This window comes from Kitasatospora sp. NPDC058063, from assembly GCF_042885395.1.
GTDB lineage: Bacteria > Actinomycetota > Actinomycetes > Streptomycetales > Streptomycetaceae > Kitasatospora > Kitasatospora lactacystinica.
Genome location: NZ_JBHVSD010000025.1, coordinates 36,092 through 53,075 on the forward strand (window position 1 = coordinate 36,092; position 16,984 = coordinate 53,075).

Below are 16,984 nucleotides of genomic sequence, written 5' to 3' on the forward strand. Positions count from 1 at the left end.
GCCTCTCTCTTCTGACGACGGGGGGAGTTCAGCGGCCGTCGCCCGCGTCGGCGGGCTTCCAGCGGAACAGCTTCTTCTCGGCGAAGGTCAGCAGTCCCTCGGTGAGCAGTGCGACGACGGCGAGGATGGTCATGGCCGCGTAGACGCCGGCCGCGTTGAAGGTGCCCTGGGCGGCCGCGACGAGCAGGCCGAGGCCCTTGGTGGCGCCGATGTACTCACCGACGATGGCGCCGATCAGCGCGAAGCCGAAGCTGACGTGCAGGCTGGTGAAGATCCAGGTGGTGGCGGCGGGGATGACCACCTGGAGGGTGACCCTGCGGTTGTCGGCGCCCAGGATGCGGGCGTTGGCGACGAGGTTGCGGTCCACCTCGCGGGCGCCCTGGAAGGCGTTGAAGAACACCGGGAAGAACACCAGCACCACCGCGGAGGCGACCTTGGAGGCCGGGCCCAGGCCGAACCAGATCAGGAAGATCGGCGCGAGCACGATCCGCGGGATGGCGTTGAGCACCTTGATGTACGGCCCGAGGACATCGGCCAGGAAGCGGACCCGGCCGAGCGCGATGCCCAGCAGCACACCGCCGATGACGCCGATCACCCAGCCGGTGAGGGCCTCGTAGAGGGTGTAGCCGATCTGCTCGCCGAGCGAGCCCTGCGCGGTGCCGTGGGTGGTCCACTGCCAGATCTGGTCCCAGATCCTCGACGGCTGGGAGAAGTTGAACGGGTCGATGACGTCCGTCCGGGCGCAGACCTCCCACAGTCCGAGGAAGGCGACCAGCACCGCGACCCGGGCGCCGAAGACACCCAGCCGCCGGTTGCGGGCGGCCCGTTCACGGGCCTCGGTCCTCGTCGTGACGGCCGGGGGCTTCCCGGCGGCGGCCGGCGCGGACGCCGGAGCCGCCCCGGACCCGGGCACGGACTCCGCCCCGGATTCGGACGCGGACTCGGATGCGGTCTCAAGCGGCACGACCCGCTCCTCTCTCCCGGGTGATGCGCACCTCTTCGCCGAGCGAGGCCCAGATCTCGCGGTACAGCTCGACGAACCTCGGTTCCAGTCGGACGGCCTCCACGCTGCGCGGGCGCGGCAGGTCGACGGTGAAGATCTCCTTGACGGTGGCCGGTCCGGCCGTCATGACGACGACCCGGTCGGCGAGCGCGATGGCCTCGTCCAGGTCGTGGGTGACGAAGACGACCGACGCCGCGTCCCTGGCGGAACCGGTCCCCGCCCACAGCTCCAGCAGCTGGTCCGACATCAGCGCCCGGGTCTGCACGTCCAGTGCCGAGAACGGCTCGTCCATCAGCAGGATCGCCGGGTCGTTGACGAAGGTCTGGGCGAGCGCGACGCGTTTGCGCATGCCGCCGGACAGCTGGTGCGGGTAGCGGTCCTCGAAGGCGGCCAGGCCGACCCGGCCGAGCCAGTCCCGGGCCCGCTCCCGGGCCTCGGCGGCGGGCACGCCGCGGAAGCGCGGGCCGGCCATCACGTTGGACAGGACGGTGCGCCAGGGGAAGACGGCGTCCTGCTGGAAGACGAACCCGACCTTGGGGTCGATCCCGCGCACGGGCTCGCCGTACACCCGGACCTCGCCCTCGGTGGGCTCCTCCAAACCGCTGACCAGCGTCAGCGTGGTGGACTTGCCGCAGCCGGTGGGGCCGACGACGGCGACGAACTCGCCTTGGGCGACGGTCAGATCGAGATCGCGGACGGCGGTGTGCAGCGCCCCGGAGGGGGTGCGGAACCGTTTGGTCGCGCGGGTCAGCTCGATCGCCGGGGTCTTGCTCATGTCGATCCTCCCGGGTCTGTTGCCTGCCCCGGAAAGGTAGGAGCGGGCCCGGCCCCGGCGGGAGCCTTCTTCGCGTAGTGCGACTTCTCCGCATAGAGGGGTGTTCTGCTCGTTTTGCTTCCGCTACAACTGCGGGGACGCGGCTGACAGAAACACCCCGGAAACATAGGGTGTCCCGACCCCACCCATCGGCGCCCCGACCGCCCCCCGAGGACGCCCGATCCCCCGCAGCCGCCGAGAGGAGGTCCGGATGAAGCTCCCCCGCGGACCCCGCCGGGTCTTCGCCCAGCTGCTGCTGAGCCAGACCGTCGTCACCGTCGGTGTCACCGCCGTGACCGCCGGGCTGTTCCTGGCCCCGGTCAGCAGCGAGCTGGACCACGACGCGATGCAGCGGGCGCTGTCGATCGCCCAGGCCACCGCCACCGACGAGAACATCGCCCGGGCCGCCGCCGGCCGCGACGTGGTGGCCGCCCAGCGCAACGCCGAGCAGATCCGGCTGGCCACCGGCGCCAGTTTCGTGGTGGTCACCGACCTGGACGGCATCCGGCTGTCGCACACCGACCCGGGCCGGATCGGCCAGCGGGTCAGCACCGATCCGGAGCCGGCCCTCAGCGGCCGCAGCGTCACCGCCATCCAGCAGGGCACCCTGGGCCGCACCGCCCGCGGCAAGGTGCCGCTGCGGATGGCGGACGGCCGGATCGTCGGCGAGGTCTCGGTCGGCATCAGCGACGACTCGATCCGCCGCCGGCTGCTGACGATGCTCACCGGCATCCTGCTGTGCGCGGGCGCCGGCCTGGCCGCCGGCACGCTCGCCACCCTCCTCCTGGCCCGCCGGCTCAAGCGCCGCACCCACAACATCGCGCTGGCCGACATCTCGGCGCTGCTGGTGGAACGGGAGGCGATGCTGCACGGAATCCGCGAGGGCATGGTGGCGCTGGACGAACGCGGCCGGATCCGGCTGGCCAACGACGAGGCCCTGCGGCTGCTCGGCCTGCCCGAGGACTGCACCGGCCGGCCGATCGGCGCTGTGCTGCCACCGGGCCGGCTGGCGGACGTGCTCTCCGGGCGGATCGCCGGCGCCGACCTGCCGGCCGTCCGGGACGACCGGGTGCTCGTGGTGAACCGCACGACCACCCCCGAGGGCGGCGCGGTGGTCACCCTGCGGGACCGCACCGAGCTGGAGTCGCTGGTCCGCGAGCTGGACACCACCCGCAGCCTGACCGAGGCGCTGCGGGCCCAGGACCACGAGCACGCCAACCGGATGCACACCCTGCTGGGCCTGCTGGAACTGGGCCGCCACGAGCAGGCGGTGGCGTTCATCTCGGAGCAGTCCGGCTCGCACGCCGTGGTCGCCGCACGGATCGCCGAGCAGGTGCAGGACCCGCACGTGGCGGCACTGCTGGCGGGCAAGACCTCGGTGGCGGGCGAGCGCGGGGTGCTGCTGGCGCTGGCCGCGGCGGCGCACCTGCCGGACGCGGTGGTGGACGCCCGGGCACTGGTGACGGTGCTCGGCAACCTGATCGACAACGCGGTGGACGCCCTGGCCGCGGGCGGCGGGGGCCGGGTGGAGGTCAGCCTGGCGGCGGCCGGAGCGACCCTGCTGCTGCAGGTCGCGGACAGCGGCCCGGGCGTGCCGGAGGAGCTGCGCGAGCAGGTCTTCGAAGAGGGGTGGACCAGCAAGGACGCGCCCGCGCACCGTCCGCGCGGGCTGGGGCTGGCGATGGTGCGGCGGCTGGTCGAGCGGACCGGCGGCCGGATCGTGCTCGACACCGGGCCGCTCGGCGGCGCCCGGTTCACCGTCGAGCTGCCCGAGGCCCTGCTCACCAGTCGGCTCGTGGAGGCGTGATGATCGACGTACTCGTGGTGGACGACGACTTCCGGGTCGCGGACGTGCACGCCGCCTACGTGGCCAAGGTCCCGGGCTTCCGGGTGACCGGCACCGCGCACTCGGCCGGGGAGGCGCTGGCCGCCCTGGAGCGCCGCCCGGTGGACCTGCTGCTGCTCGACCACCACCTGCCCGACGAGACCGGCCTGGCCCTGGTGCGCCGGCTGCGGGAACGCCAGGTCGCCTGCGACGTGATGATGGTGACGGCCGCCCGGGACGTGTCGACGGTGCACGCCGCGATGCAGCACGGCGCACTCCAGTACCTGGTCAAGCCGTTCACCTTCGCCGGGCTGCGGGAGAAGCTGGTGGCGTACGCGCAGCTGCGCCACGCGCTCGCCGCGCCGGCCCGGGAGGCCGGCCAGGACGAGGTGGACCGGCTGTTCGCGACCCTGCGCAGCGCCGCCGCCCCGGCCGGAACGCTCCCCAAGGGCCACTCGGCGCCCACCACGGACCTGGTGATGGGGGTGTTGCGCCGGGCCGGCCGGCCGCTGTCCGCCCAGGAGGTCGCCGACGCCACCGGGCTGAGCCGCTCCACCGCGCAGCGCTACCTCAAGCAGCTGGAGCGGGACAGCCGGCTGCGGCTGACCCTGCGGTACGGCGACACCGGCCGGCCGGAGCACCGCTACGGGCTGGCGGCCCGCGCCTAGGGGCGCCGGACAGGGTCCGGGCCTGGGGCCGGGCGTGGTCCCGGGCCTGGGGCCGGACAGGGGGGAACCCCGGCGGCCCCAGGCCCGCCGGGGTTCCCCGGGCGCGACGGCTCAGGCCGCGCCCGCACCGGTGAGGGCACGTACCTCCAGCTCGGCGAACCGGTCCGGATCGGCGGGCTCGGACGAGGTGACCGTCCCGACCCAGCCGGCCAGGAAGCCCAGCGGGATGGAGACGATGCCCGGGTTCTCCAGCGGGAACCAGTGGAAGTCGAGGCCCGGGAAGAGCGCCTCGGGGGAGCCGGACACCACCGGCGAGAAGAACACCAGCACGATCGCCGGGACCAGCCCGCCGTACACCGCCCAGACCGCGCCGCGAGCGGTGAACCGCGACCAGAACAGGCTGTACAGCAGCACCGGCAGGTTGGAGGACGCGGCGACGGCGAAGGCCAGGCCCACCAGGAAGGCGACGTTCAGCTGCTGGGCGAAGAGGCTGATCACGATCGCCGTCGCACCGATCCCGGCGGCGGCGAACCGGGCGACCACCACCTCCTGCTGCTCACTGAGCTCGGAGACCGGTTCCTCCGCCGCCCGGGAGGCCGGGACGCTCTCGCCCCGGCGGCGCCGCCCGCGGCCGTTCTTCGACTGCTCGCGGCTCTTCAGCTGTTCGCGGCTCGGCCGGGCGCGCCAGGCGCCGGCCCAGATGTCGTGGGCGAAGGCCGCCGAGGAGGCCAGGGTCAGCCCGGCGACCACCGCGAGGATGGTGGCGAAGGCGATCGCCGAGATCAGGGCGAACAGCACCACCCCGCCGGTACTGCCGTTGCCGCCGCCGAGCACCAGGGCGAGCAGCGGAACGGCGGTGTTCCCGGCCGAGTTGGCGTGCCGCACCTCGGCCGAGCCGATCAGCGCGGTGGCGCCGAGGCCGAGCACGATGGCCATCAGGTAGAAGCTGCCGACCAGGCCGATCGCCCACATCGTGGAGCGGCGGGCGGCCCGCGCGGTGGGCACGGTGTAGAAGCGGGACAGGATGTGCGGCAGGCCCGCGGTGCCGAGCACCAGGCCGAGTCCGAGGCTGACGAAGTCCAGCCGGCTGGTGATGCTGCCGCCGTACTTGAGCCCGGGCTCCAGGTAGCGCTGCCCGGCGCCGCTGTGCTGGGCGGCCTCGCGCATCAGCTCGCCGAGGTCCCCGTGGAAGCGGACCACCAGCAGCACCGTGAGCAGCACCGAACCGCCGGTCAGCAGGAAGGCCTTGATGATCTGGATCCAGGTGGTGGCCCGCATCCCGCCGATGGTGACGTAGACGATCATCAGGGCGCCGACCGCGATGATGGTCCAGGTGCGGGCGTGCGGGCTGCCGGTGCCGAGCAGGAGGGCGACCAGCGAACCGGCGCCGACCATCTGGGCCACCAGGTAGAGCAGGGTGACCACGACGCTGGCACCGCCGGCCGCGGCGCGCACCTTGCGACGGCGCAGCCGCAGCGCGAGGACGTCGGCGAGGGTGTACCGGCCCGCGTTGCGGACGAGTTCGGCGACCAGCATCAGCACGACCAGCCAGGCGACCAGGAAGCCGATGCTGTAGAGCACGCCGTCGTAGCCGTACAGCGCGATCAGCCCGGCGACGCCCAGGAAGGACGCGGCGGAGAGGTAGTCCCCGGAGAGCGCGAAGCCGTTCTGCAGCGGGGTGAAGTCGCGGCCGCCGGCGAAGAAGTCCTCGGCGGCGTTGCCCTGGCGGCCGACCCAGAGGGTGACCCCCAGGGTGACCAGGACGACGACGGCGAACAGCGCGATGGCGAGCGAGTGGTGGTCGCCGGTGGGGGCGACCGGCGGCGGGGTGGCGGTCGACACCACGGTCCGGACGGCGGTCTGCACCGCGGCCTTGGCCGCATCGGTGGGCACGGTGGCCAGCAGGGGCGTCATCGCAGCTGGTCCTGGGTGTCCCAGCGCAGGCCCAGGGCGGCGCGGTCGCGCTTGGTCCGGGAGTTGCGGGCGTAGAGCCAGGTGAGCAGGAAGGTCGAGGCGAACTGCAGCAGCCCCAGCAGCCAGGCCACGTTGAGCGGGCCTGCCACCGTCCGGCGCATCAGGTCGGGGGCACCCGCCTGGGCGGCGACGTACAGCAGGTACCAGGCGAGGAAGGCACCGGTGATCGGGAAGACGAAAGTCCGGTAGCTGCGGCGGATCTGCAGGAACGTCTCGCTGGCCTGAACCGTCCGGTAGACCTCGGTGCGGTCGGCGACCGGTTCCTCGTCGAGTGGTGCGTGCGGTGCGGCCGGGGCCGCCGGATCGGCTGGGATGCTCTGGGCGAACGGCTCGACGGCGGCCCCGTGGACCGGTGCGCCGACGGCCACTGACCCGACGGCGGCCTCTGCCGACCGGGCCGTAGGAACGTGGTCCGTGGGGGCGGGGCCCGACTGCGCCGGTACCGCCGTCCGGCGGTGCGCAGCCGATGGCTCGGCGGACTCAACGGGGTTACCGGCGGCCGCAGCGGCCCACCAGTCGAATTGCTGTCCCGGGCCGGGACTGCTCGTCTGCTGCTGTGGCACTGCTGCTCCTGGACGGCCGGATGTTCTGACCCGAACCATGATGGCGGCCCTAGGAGAGCGCCCCTGACCATCGCAGATACGTTCACTCGATGAGGTGATCGATCATCCGACAGACACTCATCGGACTACTGCTGCGTCCCAGTGATTCCGTGTCGGAACGCGTACGCGACCGCCTGAGCCCGGTCCCGCACCGCGGTCTTGGCGAACAGATTGTTGATGTGGGTCTTCACGGTCGCCTGGCTGACGAACAGCCGCTGGGCGATCTCGGCGTTGGACAGCCCCTCGGCGATCAGCGCCAGCACTTCGGCCTCCCGGACGGTCAGCCCGTCGGGCAGCTCCCCCGACCGGCTTCCGGGCCTCCCGGCGGCCGGCCCGGGGTCGCCGGGCTTCTCCGAAAGCCTTTCCAGCAGCCGGAGTTGGATCTGCGGGGAGAGCCCGGCGGCACCCGAGCGGACGTCCGCGACGGCCCGGGCGATCTCCTCGGCGCCGGCGTCCTTGGTGAGGTAGCCGCGCGCCCCGGCCCGGAGCGCCGGGAACAGCGAGTCGTCGTCGGCGTAGGTGGTGAGCACCACGACCTCGGTCTCCGGGTGCGCCGCGCGGATCCGCCTCGTCGCCTCGACCCCGTCGCAGCGCGGCATCCGCAGATCCATCAGCACCACGTCCGGGTGATGACGCTCCACCAGGGCGACGGCCTCCTCCCCGTCCCCGGCTGCACCGACCACCTCGATACCGGGCAACAGCCCCAGCAGCATCACGATGCCCTCGCGCACCACGGTCTGGTCGTCCGCTACCACCACCCTGATCGCCCCCGCACCACTCATGTGCTCACTCATGCCGGCACCCGCAGCAGCACGCGCCACCCTCCGTCCTGCGGGCCCGCCAGCAGCGTGCCCCCGAGCAGTTCCGCGCGTTCGCGCATTCCCAGCAGACCGTACCCGCTGCCGCTGGCGGCCAGCTCCTCCGACGGGGCCTCACCCGCGGATTGGCCGCGCGACGGCCGGGTGTTGCACACCTCCAGCTCCACCGCGCCGTCCAGGTAGCGCAGTTCGACGGAGCTGCGGGCCCCGGACGCGTGCTTGCGGACGTTGGTCATCGCCTCCTGCGCGGTGCGCCGCACCGCGAGGGCGACCTCGGCGGCGAGCGGGCGGGGCGTGCCGGTGACGGTGAGGGCGGCCCGCTCCCGACCGGTCAGCTCGACCAGGAACTCCCCGACCGGGGTGAGCTCCCCGCGCAGCGCGGACAGTGCCTGGCGGGTCTCGGCCAGCCCGTCCTGCGCCATCCGCCGGGCGGCGACGACCCGTTCGCGGATCTGCTCGCGGTCCGTCCCGGCGTCCAGCATCAGCCGGGCCGCCTCCAGGTGGACGAGCTGCGCGGAGAGGCTGTGGGCGAGCACGTCGTGGATCTCCCGCGCGATCCTGGCCCGTTCGGCGAGCGCCGCGCTCTCCGCCTGGGCGGCCCGGGCGGCCCTCTCCTGGGCGAGCAGCCGGCGGGCGGTGCCGCGCGCCTCGATGTCCAGCCGCAGCAGGCAGCCGACCAGGACGGAGCCCCCGACGGTGGCGGCGTTGCCGAGCCAGCCCGCCGGGGAGACCGCCGCGTACGAACCCAGCGCGGCCGCCGCGACGACCAGCGCGGGCGCGGGCGGCAGCCGGATCAGAGCCGTCACGGCCAACCCGATCCACAGGAAGTCGGCCAGCGTGTGGGCCAGCCCCTGGTCGGCGAGCCAGCCGCCGCCGACCAGGACGGCGGCCAGCAGGTACGAGACCGCCGGGCGCTGCTCCCGGGTGACCCGCAGGTACGCCGTGCAGAGGGCGACGGCCGCGGCCAGCCCGGCCGCCGCGGCCGCCACCGCCCAGCCGGTGTACCTGCCGCCGGAAAAGGTCCCCCAGCCGACGGCGACCAGCAGGACGCTCCGGCCGAACACGGACAGGACCCGCCGCGGCCGGCTCTCGTCCTCGTGGCCGATCCCTTCCCGGGACGGCCAGCGGGTCCAGTACCACCCGGCCACGGGGCCTCCTCGATGCTCACGGCGGCGGGTCAGTGCAGTGCGGCGGCGGGCCGCGAGGGCTCCAGCGACCGGGCCCTCCAGTTCACCACGAGGGAGCGGACCAGCAGCAGGACCGCCATGCCCAGCATCAGCGAACTGCCCGCCTGGTGGACGTGCAGGGCCGCACCGACCGCGTACAGGCCGATCCGGACGGCGATCATCCCGCACCAGGCGGCCACGGTGGCCCTGGTGCCCTTGACCAGGACGCTGCCGTCGGAGGCCCGCCAGACCCGGACGGTCCAGCCCCAAATCGTGCCCATCGCGAGCACGGCGACCAGTCCGGCGGCCAGCAGCCCGGCGGAGAGCGCGGTGTGCTGGTGGTCGACGAGTTGCGGGTCGCGCAGCGCGAGCGCGCCCAGGATCAGCGGCAGCAGCCAGAAACGGCGCTCGGTGTCCAGGCGCTGGACGCGCATCTGGCGCTGGACCACCAGGACCACCACCGCAAGAACCACGAGGATGTTGGCGATGGAACTCATCGAATTCTCCGTCCCGGGGAGAGGCTTGTTGCTGACCTCTCCGACGCTACGGATCCGGCGCTTCCCGCTGATCGGAGCCGGGGTGGACCACGGGTGGAACCGGCGGCGCGAGGGCCCTCCACCCACGGGTGGAGGGCCCTCGCGCGCGGCCGGGATCAGGCGTCGATGCGGGAGCGGTCCAGGGTGGCCGCCGAGTCCACGATGAACTCCTTGCGCGGGGCGACGTCGTTGCCCATCAGCAGGTCGAAGATCCTCTCGGCCTGCTCCAGGTCGCCCAGGTTGATCCGGCGCAGCGTGCGGTGGCGCGGGTCCATGGTGGTCTCGGCCAGCTGGTCGGCGTCCATCTCGCCCAGGCCCTTGTAGCGCTGCACCGGCTCCTTCCAGCGCTGGTTCTTGCGCTGGAACTCCAGCAGCGTGGAGCGCAGTTCGGCGTCGGAGTAGGTGTAGTGGTACTTCTCCTGGCCGCGCTTGGGGCTGGTGAGCTCGATCCGGTGCAGCGGCGGCACCGCGGCGAAGACCCGGCCCTGCTCGACCATCGGCCGCATGTAGCGGTGGAAGAGCGTGAGCAGCAGGGTGCGGATGTGCGAACCGTCGACGTCGGCGTCGGCCATGAAGATGACCCGGCCGTAGCGGGCCTGGTCGATGTCGAAGGTGCGGCCCGAGCCGGCCCCTATCACCTGGATGATCGCGGCGCACTCGGCGTTCTTGAGCATGTCGCTCACCGAGGCCTTCTGCACGTTGAGGATCTTGCCGCGGATCGGCAGCAGCGCCTGGAACTCGGAGTTGCGGGCGAGCTTGGCGGTGCCGAGCGCGGAGTCCCCCTCGACGATGAACAGTTCGCTGCGGTCGACGTCGTCGCTGCGGCAGTCGGCCAGCTTGGCGGGCAGCGAGCTGGTCTCCAGCGCGGTCTTGCGGCGCTGGGCCTCCTTGTGCTGCCGGGCGGCGACCCGGGTGCGGGCGGCCGCGACGACCTTGTCGAGCACGGCCCGGGCTTGGAGCTTCTGGTCCTTCTTGGCCGAGGTCAGGAAGGCCTTGAGCTCCTTGGCGACGACGGCCGCGACGATCCGGTTGGCCGCCGAGGTGCCGAGCACCTCCTTGGTCTGGCCCTCGAACTGCGGCTCGGCGAGCCGGACGGTGACCACCGCGGTGAGGCCCTCGGTGGCGTCGTCCTTGGTGATGTCGTCCTCGGCGACGCGCAGCAGCTTGCCCGCGCGCAGCGCCTCGTTGACCGTCTTGGCCAGCGAGCGCTCGAAACCGGTGACGTGGGTGCCGCCCTTGGGGGTGGCGATGATGTTGACGAAGGAGCGCAGCGTGGTGTCGTAGCCGGTCCCCCAGCGCAGCGCGATGTCCACGCCGAGGTGGCGGGTGACCTCGGTGGGGGTCATGTGCCCGAGGTCGTCCAGGACCGGCACGGTCTCCTTGAAGGTGCCCTCGCCGTGCAGCCGCACCACGTCGCAGACCGGCTTGTCGGGGGCCAGGAACTCGCAGAACTCGGCGATGCCGCCGTCGAAGCGGAAGGTGCTCTCCTCGACCTTCTCGCTCTCGGTGAGCCGCTCGTCACGCACCACGATGGTGAGGCCGGGGACCAGGAAGGCGGTCTGCCGGGCGCGGCTGTGCAGGTTCTCCAGGGAGAGCTTGGCGTCCTTGAGGAAGATCTGCCGGTCGGCCCAGTAGCGGATCCGGGTGCCGGTGCGGGTCTTCGGCACCTTGCGGGCCCTGGTCAGGCCGTTGCCGGGCTCGAAGGGCGCGTCCGGGCTGGCCTCGGTGAAGAGGCCGGGGGTGCCGCGGCGGAAGCTGATCGCGTGAGTGTGCCCGCCGCGGTCGACCTCGACGTCGAGGCGGGCGGAGAGCGCGTTGACGACCGAGGCGCCGACGCCGTGCAGACCGCCGGAGGCCGCGTAGGAGCCGCCGCCGAACTTGCCGCCGGCGTGCAGCTTGGTCATCACGACCTCGACGCCGGACAGTCCGGTCTTGGGTTCGACGTCGACCGGGATGCCGCGCCCGTTGTCCCGGACCTCGACCGAGGAGTCGGGGTGCAGCACGACGTCGATGCGGTCGCAGTAGCCGCCGAGCGCCTCGTCGACGGAGTTGTCGATGATCTCCCAGAGGCAGTGCATCAGGCCGCGGCTGTCGGTCGAGCCGATGTACATGCCGGGGCGCTTGCGGACCGCCTCCAGGCCCTCCAGGACGAGCAGGTGCCGCGCGGTGTAGTTGGAACCGTCGTCGCCGGCCAGCAGCGCGGACGGCACGGTCGTTTCGGCACTCACGCGGCACTCTCCTCGGTGAAGTTCTGTCTCATCGGTCACATCCGGACGCATCCGGACCAAACGCCAGTGCAGCACGCCGCACCGACACCCGTCGCCCTGCGTGCCCGATCCCCTGCGCCGGGTGCACAGCACGACGGGCCGGCCCCGCGCAGCTTGTACGCGCTGCGCGAACAAGCACCGCACCCGGGTACGGACCCCGGGGGCGCCATCTCCTCCCGGTACCACCGGTCCTGGCGGATCGTGGGACCCGGCACAGGCTCCGGAACTGCCGTTATGCAGGCTACCGGGGCCCGGGGCGGGGCTTATGCTCCAACCCGGCAGAGGATTATGCTACGCGGACCTCGTACCCGATCCCGATCGGGCGTTCGAGCGACGGGCGGATCCCGGGAATCGGCACGCATGAACCACCGACGCCCGGGGCACGTCCTCATCAACACAGCAGAATCCTCAGAGAAGAAAAGCCACGAGCGGGAACGTTTTCGGCCTGGTTGGATGTTGACCCTGGTACGACAGCTCGTCGAGCTAGAGAAGAGGCGACGTGACTACTGTTCTGACCCCTGCGAGCCCGCTCACCGCGGCTGACCGCTGCGACCGCTGCGGCGCCCAGGCCTACCTGCGCGTCGTACTCGCCAGCGGCGGAGAGCTGCTCTTCTGCGCCCACCACGGCCGGAAGTTCGAGCCCGAGCTCAAGAAGATCGCCGTGGAGATACAGGACGAGAGCGGCCGTCTCACCACGACCACCGCTACGGCGACCGAAGACGAGCGCTGATCCCGGGCGCCAAAACCAGCAGCCGGCGTCGAGCTGTGTCCGGTCGTGCACCGCGCGCGACCGGTGGGCCGGGCGGCTGACCCCTTCGGGGGCCGGCCGCCCGGCTCTGCTGTACCCCCGGGCGCCCTCCCGGGCCCGGTGACGGCCCGGCCGCGACTGCCGACACTGCGTCAGAACCCGGCGTCAGCACGTGACCGGGCGCACACCCACCGCGACGTCCGCGGCACCGGACACACCGCGTCCGCGGACGTTCACAGGACCGAGCGCACCGCGTCGGCGACCGAGGACACCCTGGTGTAGACACCCGGGTGGGCCGCCTCGGCGCAGCCCGTCCCCCAGGACACCAGGCCCACCAGCCGGCCCTCGACGATCATCGGACCGCCGCTGTCGCCCTGGCAGGCGTCCTTGCCGCCGCGCTCCTCGCCCGCGCAGACCATGCCCCGGGCGTCGAACTTTCCGTCCTGCCCGCCCGGGTACGCCTGCGCACAGGCCCCGTCCGGCACGATCGGCACGGACACCCCGCGCAGCGTGGGCGAGTAGTCGCCCCGCCCGGTGGTGTCGCCCCAGCCGTACACCTGCGTCGTGGTCCCGGCCAGGTACGGCGCCGTCTCGCCCTGGCCGACCAGCTCGACCACCGGCCGGGCGCCCTGGGACTCGGCCAGGGTGATCACCGCGACGTCGTTCATGTTCGCGTCGAAGGAGTAGTCGGGGTGGATCCAGACCGACCGCGCCGCCACCTCGCGGCCGGTCGTGCCGCGCATGTCGTCCCGGCCGACGATCACCTTGAGCCCCGGCCGCTCCACCCGGCCCTTGCCCTCGTCGTAGAAGCAGTGCGCGGCCGTGACCACCTTCGTCGGCGTGACCAGCGCTCCCCCGCAGAACTGGCCGGAACGGCCGCTGCCGAACTGCTGGCGGCTGGACAGCGCCACGATCCACGGGTGGTCCCCGGTGCTCGCCGCCGTGCCGCCGACCACCCGGCGCTGGGCCTCGGCCGGCGCCGCGCCGCCGAGGGCGACCAGCGGGACGGGCACGGCGGCCAGCAGCGCCAGCACGGCGGCCCTGCGGCGGCGGCCCGCCCGGCCGACGGCCGGATCGGCCGGATCGGCGAGGCCTGCCGGATCGGCGAGGTCTGCCGGAAACGGGATGGGCGTCGGCAGGTCAGTGCGGTCCGGCTCGGTCGGCACCGTGACTCCAGGAGGCTCGGAAGCAGGCAACCGGCACAGCGTAGGTGACCGGCTACACCGTGCGACCACTTCCCGCCGCGCCGCCACCCGGACGAGCGACAACCACCACCCGGACGCTGACACACCCGGGCCCGGACAGCCGCGAAGGCCCGGAGCCGTGCGGCTCCGGGCCTTCGCGTGGAACGACTGCCGTCGATCAGTCCAGGTAGTCGCGCAGCACCTGGGAGCGCGACGGGTGGCGCAGCTTCGACATGGTCTTCGACTCGATCTGGCGGATGCGCTCACGGGTGACCCCGTACACCTTGCCGATCTCGTCCAGCGTCTTCGGCTGGCCGTCGGTCAGGCCGAAGCGCATCGAGACCACGCCCGCCTCGCGCTCGGACAGGGTGTCCAGCACGGAGTGCAGCTGCTCCTGGAGCAGGGTGAAGGAGACCGCGTCGGCCGGGACGACCGCCTCGGAGTCCTCGATCAGGTCACCGAACTCGCTGTCGCCGTCCTCGCCCAGCGGGGTGTGCAGCGAGATCGGCTCGCGGCCGTACTTCTGGACCTCGATGACCTTCTCGGGGGTCATGTCGAGTTCCTTGGCCAGCTCCTCCGGGGTGGGCTCGCGGCCCAGGTCCTGGAGCATCTGGCGCTGGACGCGGGCCAGCTTGTTGATGACCTCGACCATGTGCACCGGGATGCGGATGGTGCGGGCCTGGTCGGCCATGGCGCGGGTGATCGCCTGGCGGATCCACCAGGTGGCGTAGGTCGAGAACTTGTAGCCCTTGGTGTAGTCGAACTTCTCGACCGCACGGATCAGACCGAGGTTGCCCTCCTGGATCAGGTCCAGGAAGAGCATGCCGCGACCGGTGTAGCGCTTGGCCAGCGAGACCACCAGACGGAGGTTGGCCTCCAGCAGGTGGTTCTTGGCCCGGCGGCCGTCCTCGGCGATGATCTCCAGCTCGCGCTTGAGCTTCGGGGCGAGCTTGTCGGCGGCCGAGAGCTTGTCCTCGGCGAACAGACCGGCCTCGATGCGCTTGGCGAGCTCGACCTCCTGCTCGGCGTTGAGCAGCGGGACCTTGCCGATCTGCTTCAGGTAGTCCTTGACCGGGTCGGCGGTGGCGCCGGCGACGGCGACCTGCTGGGCCGGCGCGTCGTCCTCGTCGTCGTCGGAGAGGACGAAGCCCTCCGACTCCTCCTCCGGACCGGTGCCCTCGGCCTCGGTCTTGTCACCGGGCAGCGCGGCGTCCTCGAGCAGCTCCTCCTCGCCGAGCAGCTCCTCGTCGCCCTTGGCGGTCTTGCCGGCGGCGGTCTTCTTGGCGGCGGTCTTCTTGGCCGGCGCGGCGGTCTTCTTGGCGGCGGTCTTCTTGGCGGCGGTCTTCTTGGCCGGCGCGGCCTTCTTGGCCGGCGCCTTCACCCCGGCGACGACGCCGGTCGTCTCCTCGGCGGTGATCTCGGCGGAGACGGTGGGAGCCGTGGCCGCGGCGGCGACGACGGCCGGAGCCGCGACGGGAGCGCCGGGGGCGATCCGCACGGGCGGCTTGGTCGGGGCCGACGGGGTCCGGGTGGTGACAGCCTTGGTGGCGGTGCGCTTGGTGGGGCTCTTGGCAGCAACGCTCTTGCGCTTGGCGCCGGCCGGTTCGGCCGCGCTGACCATGAGGTCCACGCCCTCCTCAATCAGCACCTGATTGAGGCTGCGCATGACGTTCTTCCACTTGGTGACCGGGATCTGGTCCGCCTCGAACGCCTGGCGCACGTCGTCACCGGCGATCTGCCCCTGGGCCTTGCCCCGCTCGATGAGAGCCAGCAGAGCCGCGGACTCGGCGATCTCGGGGGGAAGCGAACGGGATGTGCTGGCCGACACGAACAACCTCTCGGACGATGAGTGGATCTCGAACCCGTACCGGCCGCCCGAGCGGGCGGGGAAGGAAATCGCGCGTCGGACGCGCGGTGTCGATTCCGACCGACTCGGGCTTGAGGACTGGGTTTGCAGGACGGCAGCAGCGCCGCGGACCAACACAGCATTCTGACATGTTGGAGTATTCCGGAGCTGCTTCCGCTCAGGACACATCGCTGCTACTCGTCAAGTGTTACGCATGGCCTTCGTGTCGCGGGTCACACCATCCGGCGCCCGCAACCCGGAGCCGCTATCCATCATCGCGCACTCGCCGGCGAATCCCTTGTCATGGACAGGCCCGACGGTGCCCGCTTTCGCCGCCCACATTCGCCGCCCGCTTTCACCGCCCGCATTCGCCGGGCCGCTCCCGGCGGTTCGCCCCCTGGGGGCGCCACCCCTTCGGGCCACGCGGCCTCCGCCGGCTCCGCCCGATGGGACTGCGGCATGCGGAAGCCCCCCGGCTGCGCCGCGCGGTGCGGCCGGAGGGCCCGGGCGGAGCGGGCCGCCGCCGTCCGGCGCCTCCGCTCGTGGAAAACAGCCCGTTCAGTGCTCCCTGGGCGCGGGAACGGACGGCTCGATCTCGGGATGAACGGTGAGCAGCGCCCGCATCGCGACCTCGCCCGCGGCGCCGTCGCCGGCGCCCAGCGCCTCCACCAGCCGGGCGTGCAGGCTGACCGAGGACTCGGTGGGGCGCTCGCAGGAGATCGCCGGACCACCCGAGACCTGCAGCGCGCAGGCGACGATCCCGGACAGGTGCTCCAGCATCCGGTTGCCCGCCATCTGGAGGACCAGGCCGTGCAGCTCGGCGTCGGCCCGGGTGTAGGTCGAGAGGTCGGCCTGGGAGGCGGCGTGGCCCATGATCTCGACCAGCTCGACCAGGCGCTGCTGGACGTCCTCCCGGCCGTGGCCGGAGGCGAGCCGGGCGGCCAGCGGCTCGATCGCCCAGCGGAGCTCGAACAGCTCCCGGCGCTGCTCGTCCCGCTGCGGCCCGAAGGCGCGCCACTCGATGATGTCCGGGTCCAGCAGGTTCCAGTCGCCGACCGGACGGACCCGGGTGCCGACGTTCGGCCGGGCGCTGACCAGGCCCTTGGCCTCCAGCACGCGCAGCGACTCGCGAACGACGGTGCGGGAGACCTCGAACCGCTGGCCGATCTCCTCGGGCACCAGCGGGCGGTCGGCACCGAGGTCGCCGGAGACGATCATCTGGCCGAGCTGCTGGACCAGCTGGCCGTGCAGACCGCGGCCCCGGCTGCTGGTGGTCTTGCGGCCGACCCGGGCGATGTCCGACTCGGCGCCCTCCCAGCGGGGCACCGGCGGGGTCGGCCGGTCGGCGTACGAGAAGCGGTCCAGGTCGCCGGGACCGTGGATGGGCCCTTCGGCGGAACGGGCGGGGGTCATGGTGGGGTGCGCAAGGGTACTCACGCCTCCTTTGTCGGCGATCGGCAGGCGTGGCTTGAGAATTCTCGTGAAAAGCACACGAAAGGGTGATCGACCGTGACTGGATAATTGACTTCTTAT

General features: G+C 72.4%; 14 protein-coding genes. 3 read left to right on the plus strand and 11 right to left on the minus strand.

Features of this window, described 5'->3' with window-relative positions; genetic code table 11:
• Nucleotides 1-28: 28 nt before the first annotated feature.
• Entirely contained in the window at nt 29-913 is an 885-nt protein-coding gene (locus ACFVUY_RS33630) for an ABC transporter permease (protein ID WP_380540235.1), read from the minus strand.
• Nucleotides 914-953: 40 nt separating this feature from the next.
• Nucleotides 954-1,778 carry an ABC transporter ATP-binding protein gene (locus tag ACFVUY_RS33635; protein ID WP_387736083.1) on the minus strand — a complete coding sequence of 275 codons (825 nt, stop codon included), beginning with the start codon at nt 1,776-1,778 and terminating at the stop codon, nt 954-956.
• Between the two features lie 250 nt (nt 1,779-2,028).
• On the opposite strand from ACFVUY_RS33635, the gene ACFVUY_RS33640 reads away from it, so the two are divergent.
• On the plus strand, nt 2,029-3,624 hold the full coding sequence (locus ACFVUY_RS33640; protein WP_387695452.1) for an ATP-binding protein: 1,596 nt from the start codon (nt 2,029-2,031) through the stop codon (nt 3,622-3,624).
• Nucleotides 3,624-4,310 carry a response regulator gene (locus ACFVUY_RS33645; protein WP_359912604.1) on the plus strand — a complete coding sequence of 229 codons (687 nt, stop codon included), beginning with the start codon at nt 3,624-3,626 and terminating at the stop codon, nt 4,308-4,310. The genes ACFVUY_RS33640 and ACFVUY_RS33645 overlap by 1 nt, the downstream gene beginning before the upstream one ends.
• A gap of 111 nt (nt 4,311-4,421) precedes the next feature.
• Here the strand turns inward: ACFVUY_RS33645 and ACFVUY_RS33650 are convergent, their stop codons facing one another.
• The 6 genes from ACFVUY_RS33650 to ACFVUY_RS33675 form a co-directional block, all read right to left on the minus strand.
• Nucleotides 4,422-6,224 (minus strand): cation acetate symporter, encoded by a 1,803-nt coding sequence (locus tag ACFVUY_RS33650; RefSeq protein ID WP_387695453.1) that lies wholly within the window; start codon nt 6,222-6,224, stop codon nt 4,422-4,424.
• The gene (locus ACFVUY_RS33655) at nt 6,221-6,652 is read right to left on the minus strand and encodes a DUF485 domain-containing protein (RefSeq protein WP_359912610.1); all 432 of its coding nucleotides are present in this window, start codon (nt 6,650-6,652) and stop codon (nt 6,221-6,223) included. Before ACFVUY_RS33655 ends, ACFVUY_RS33650 begins: the two co-directional genes overlap by 4 nt.
• Before the next feature lie 320 nt (nt 6,653-6,972).
• Nucleotides 6,973-7,680, minus strand: coding sequence for a response regulator (locus ACFVUY_RS33660; RefSeq protein WP_387736085.1), 708 nt, complete (start codon nt 7,678-7,680; stop codon nt 6,973-6,975).
• Nucleotides 7,677-8,852, minus strand: coding sequence for a sensor histidine kinase (locus tag ACFVUY_RS33665; RefSeq protein WP_387736087.1), 1,176 nt, complete (start codon nt 8,850-8,852; stop codon nt 7,677-7,679). Before ACFVUY_RS33665 ends, ACFVUY_RS33660 begins: the two co-directional genes overlap by 4 nt.
• Before the next feature lie 29 nt (nt 8,853-8,881).
• Nucleotides 8,882-9,367 carry a DUF1453 domain-containing protein gene (locus ACFVUY_RS33670; protein WP_387736089.1) on the minus strand — a complete coding sequence of 162 codons (486 nt, stop codon included), beginning with the start codon at nt 9,365-9,367 and terminating at the stop codon, nt 8,882-8,884.
• Nucleotides 9,368-9,522: 155 nt separating this feature from the next.
• Nucleotides 9,523-11,634, minus strand: a complete 2,112-nt coding sequence (locus ACFVUY_RS33675) for a DNA topoisomerase IV subunit B (RefSeq protein ID WP_359912622.1) — start codon at nt 11,632-11,634, stop codon at nt 9,523-9,525.
• Between the two features lie 538 nt (nt 11,635-12,172).
• Between ACFVUY_RS33675 and ACFVUY_RS33680 the strand changes: the two genes are divergently transcribed.
• A complete protein-coding gene (locus tag ACFVUY_RS33680; RefSeq protein ID WP_359912625.1) occupies nt 12,173-12,403 on the plus strand; it encodes a hypothetical protein in 231 nt (76 codons plus the stop codon).
• 251 nt (nt 12,404-12,654) lie between these two features.
• Here the strand turns inward: ACFVUY_RS33680 and ACFVUY_RS33685 are convergent, their stop codons facing one another.
• The 3 genes from ACFVUY_RS33685 to ACFVUY_RS33695 form a co-directional block, all read right to left on the minus strand.
• Nucleotides 12,655-13,455 carry a S1 family peptidase gene (locus ACFVUY_RS33685; RefSeq protein WP_387736184.1) on the minus strand — a complete coding sequence of 267 codons (801 nt, stop codon included), beginning with the start codon at nt 13,453-13,455 and terminating at the stop codon, nt 12,655-12,657.
• A gap of 328 nt (nt 13,456-13,783) precedes the next feature.
• Nucleotides 13,784-15,433: an RNA polymerase sigma factor gene (locus ACFVUY_RS33690; RefSeq protein WP_387736091.1), complete on the minus strand. Its 1,650-nt coding sequence runs from the start codon at nt 15,431-15,433 to the stop codon at nt 13,784-13,786.
• A gap of 576 nt (nt 15,434-16,009) precedes the next feature.
• Nucleotides 16,010-16,942 carry a FadR/GntR family transcriptional regulator gene (locus ACFVUY_RS33695; protein ID WP_387694109.1) on the minus strand — a complete coding sequence of 311 codons (933 nt, stop codon included), beginning with the start codon at nt 16,940-16,942 and terminating at the stop codon, nt 16,010-16,012.
• Nucleotides 16,943-16,984 lie beyond the last annotated feature (42 nt).

What these genes read in the sequence shown, in the direction of transcription:
- ACFVUY_RS33635 (WP_387736083.1), bottom strand. Translation starts at nt 1,778, where the DNA reads ATGAGCAAGACCCCGGCGATCGAGCTGACCCGCGCGACCAAACGGTTC.
- ACFVUY_RS33650 (WP_387695453.1), bottom strand. Translation starts at nt 6,224, where the DNA reads ATGACGCCCCTGCTGGCCACCGTGCCCACCGATGCGGCCAAGGCCGCG.
- ACFVUY_RS33640 (WP_387695452.1), top strand. Translation starts at nt 2,029, where the DNA reads ATGAAGCTCCCCCGCGGACCCCGCCGGGTCTTCGCCCAGCTGCTGCTG.
- ACFVUY_RS33645 (WP_359912604.1), top strand. Translation starts at nt 3,624, where the DNA reads ATGATCGACGTACTCGTGGTGGACGACGACTTCCGGGTCGCGGACGTG.
- ACFVUY_RS33670 (WP_387736089.1), bottom strand. Translation starts at nt 9,367, where the DNA reads ATGAGTTCCATCGCCAACATCCTCGTGGTTCTTGCGGTGGTGGTCCTG.
- ACFVUY_RS33660 (WP_387736085.1), bottom strand. Translation starts at nt 7,680, where the DNA reads ATGAGTGAGCACATGAGTGGTGCGGGGGCGATCAGGGTGGTGGTAGCG.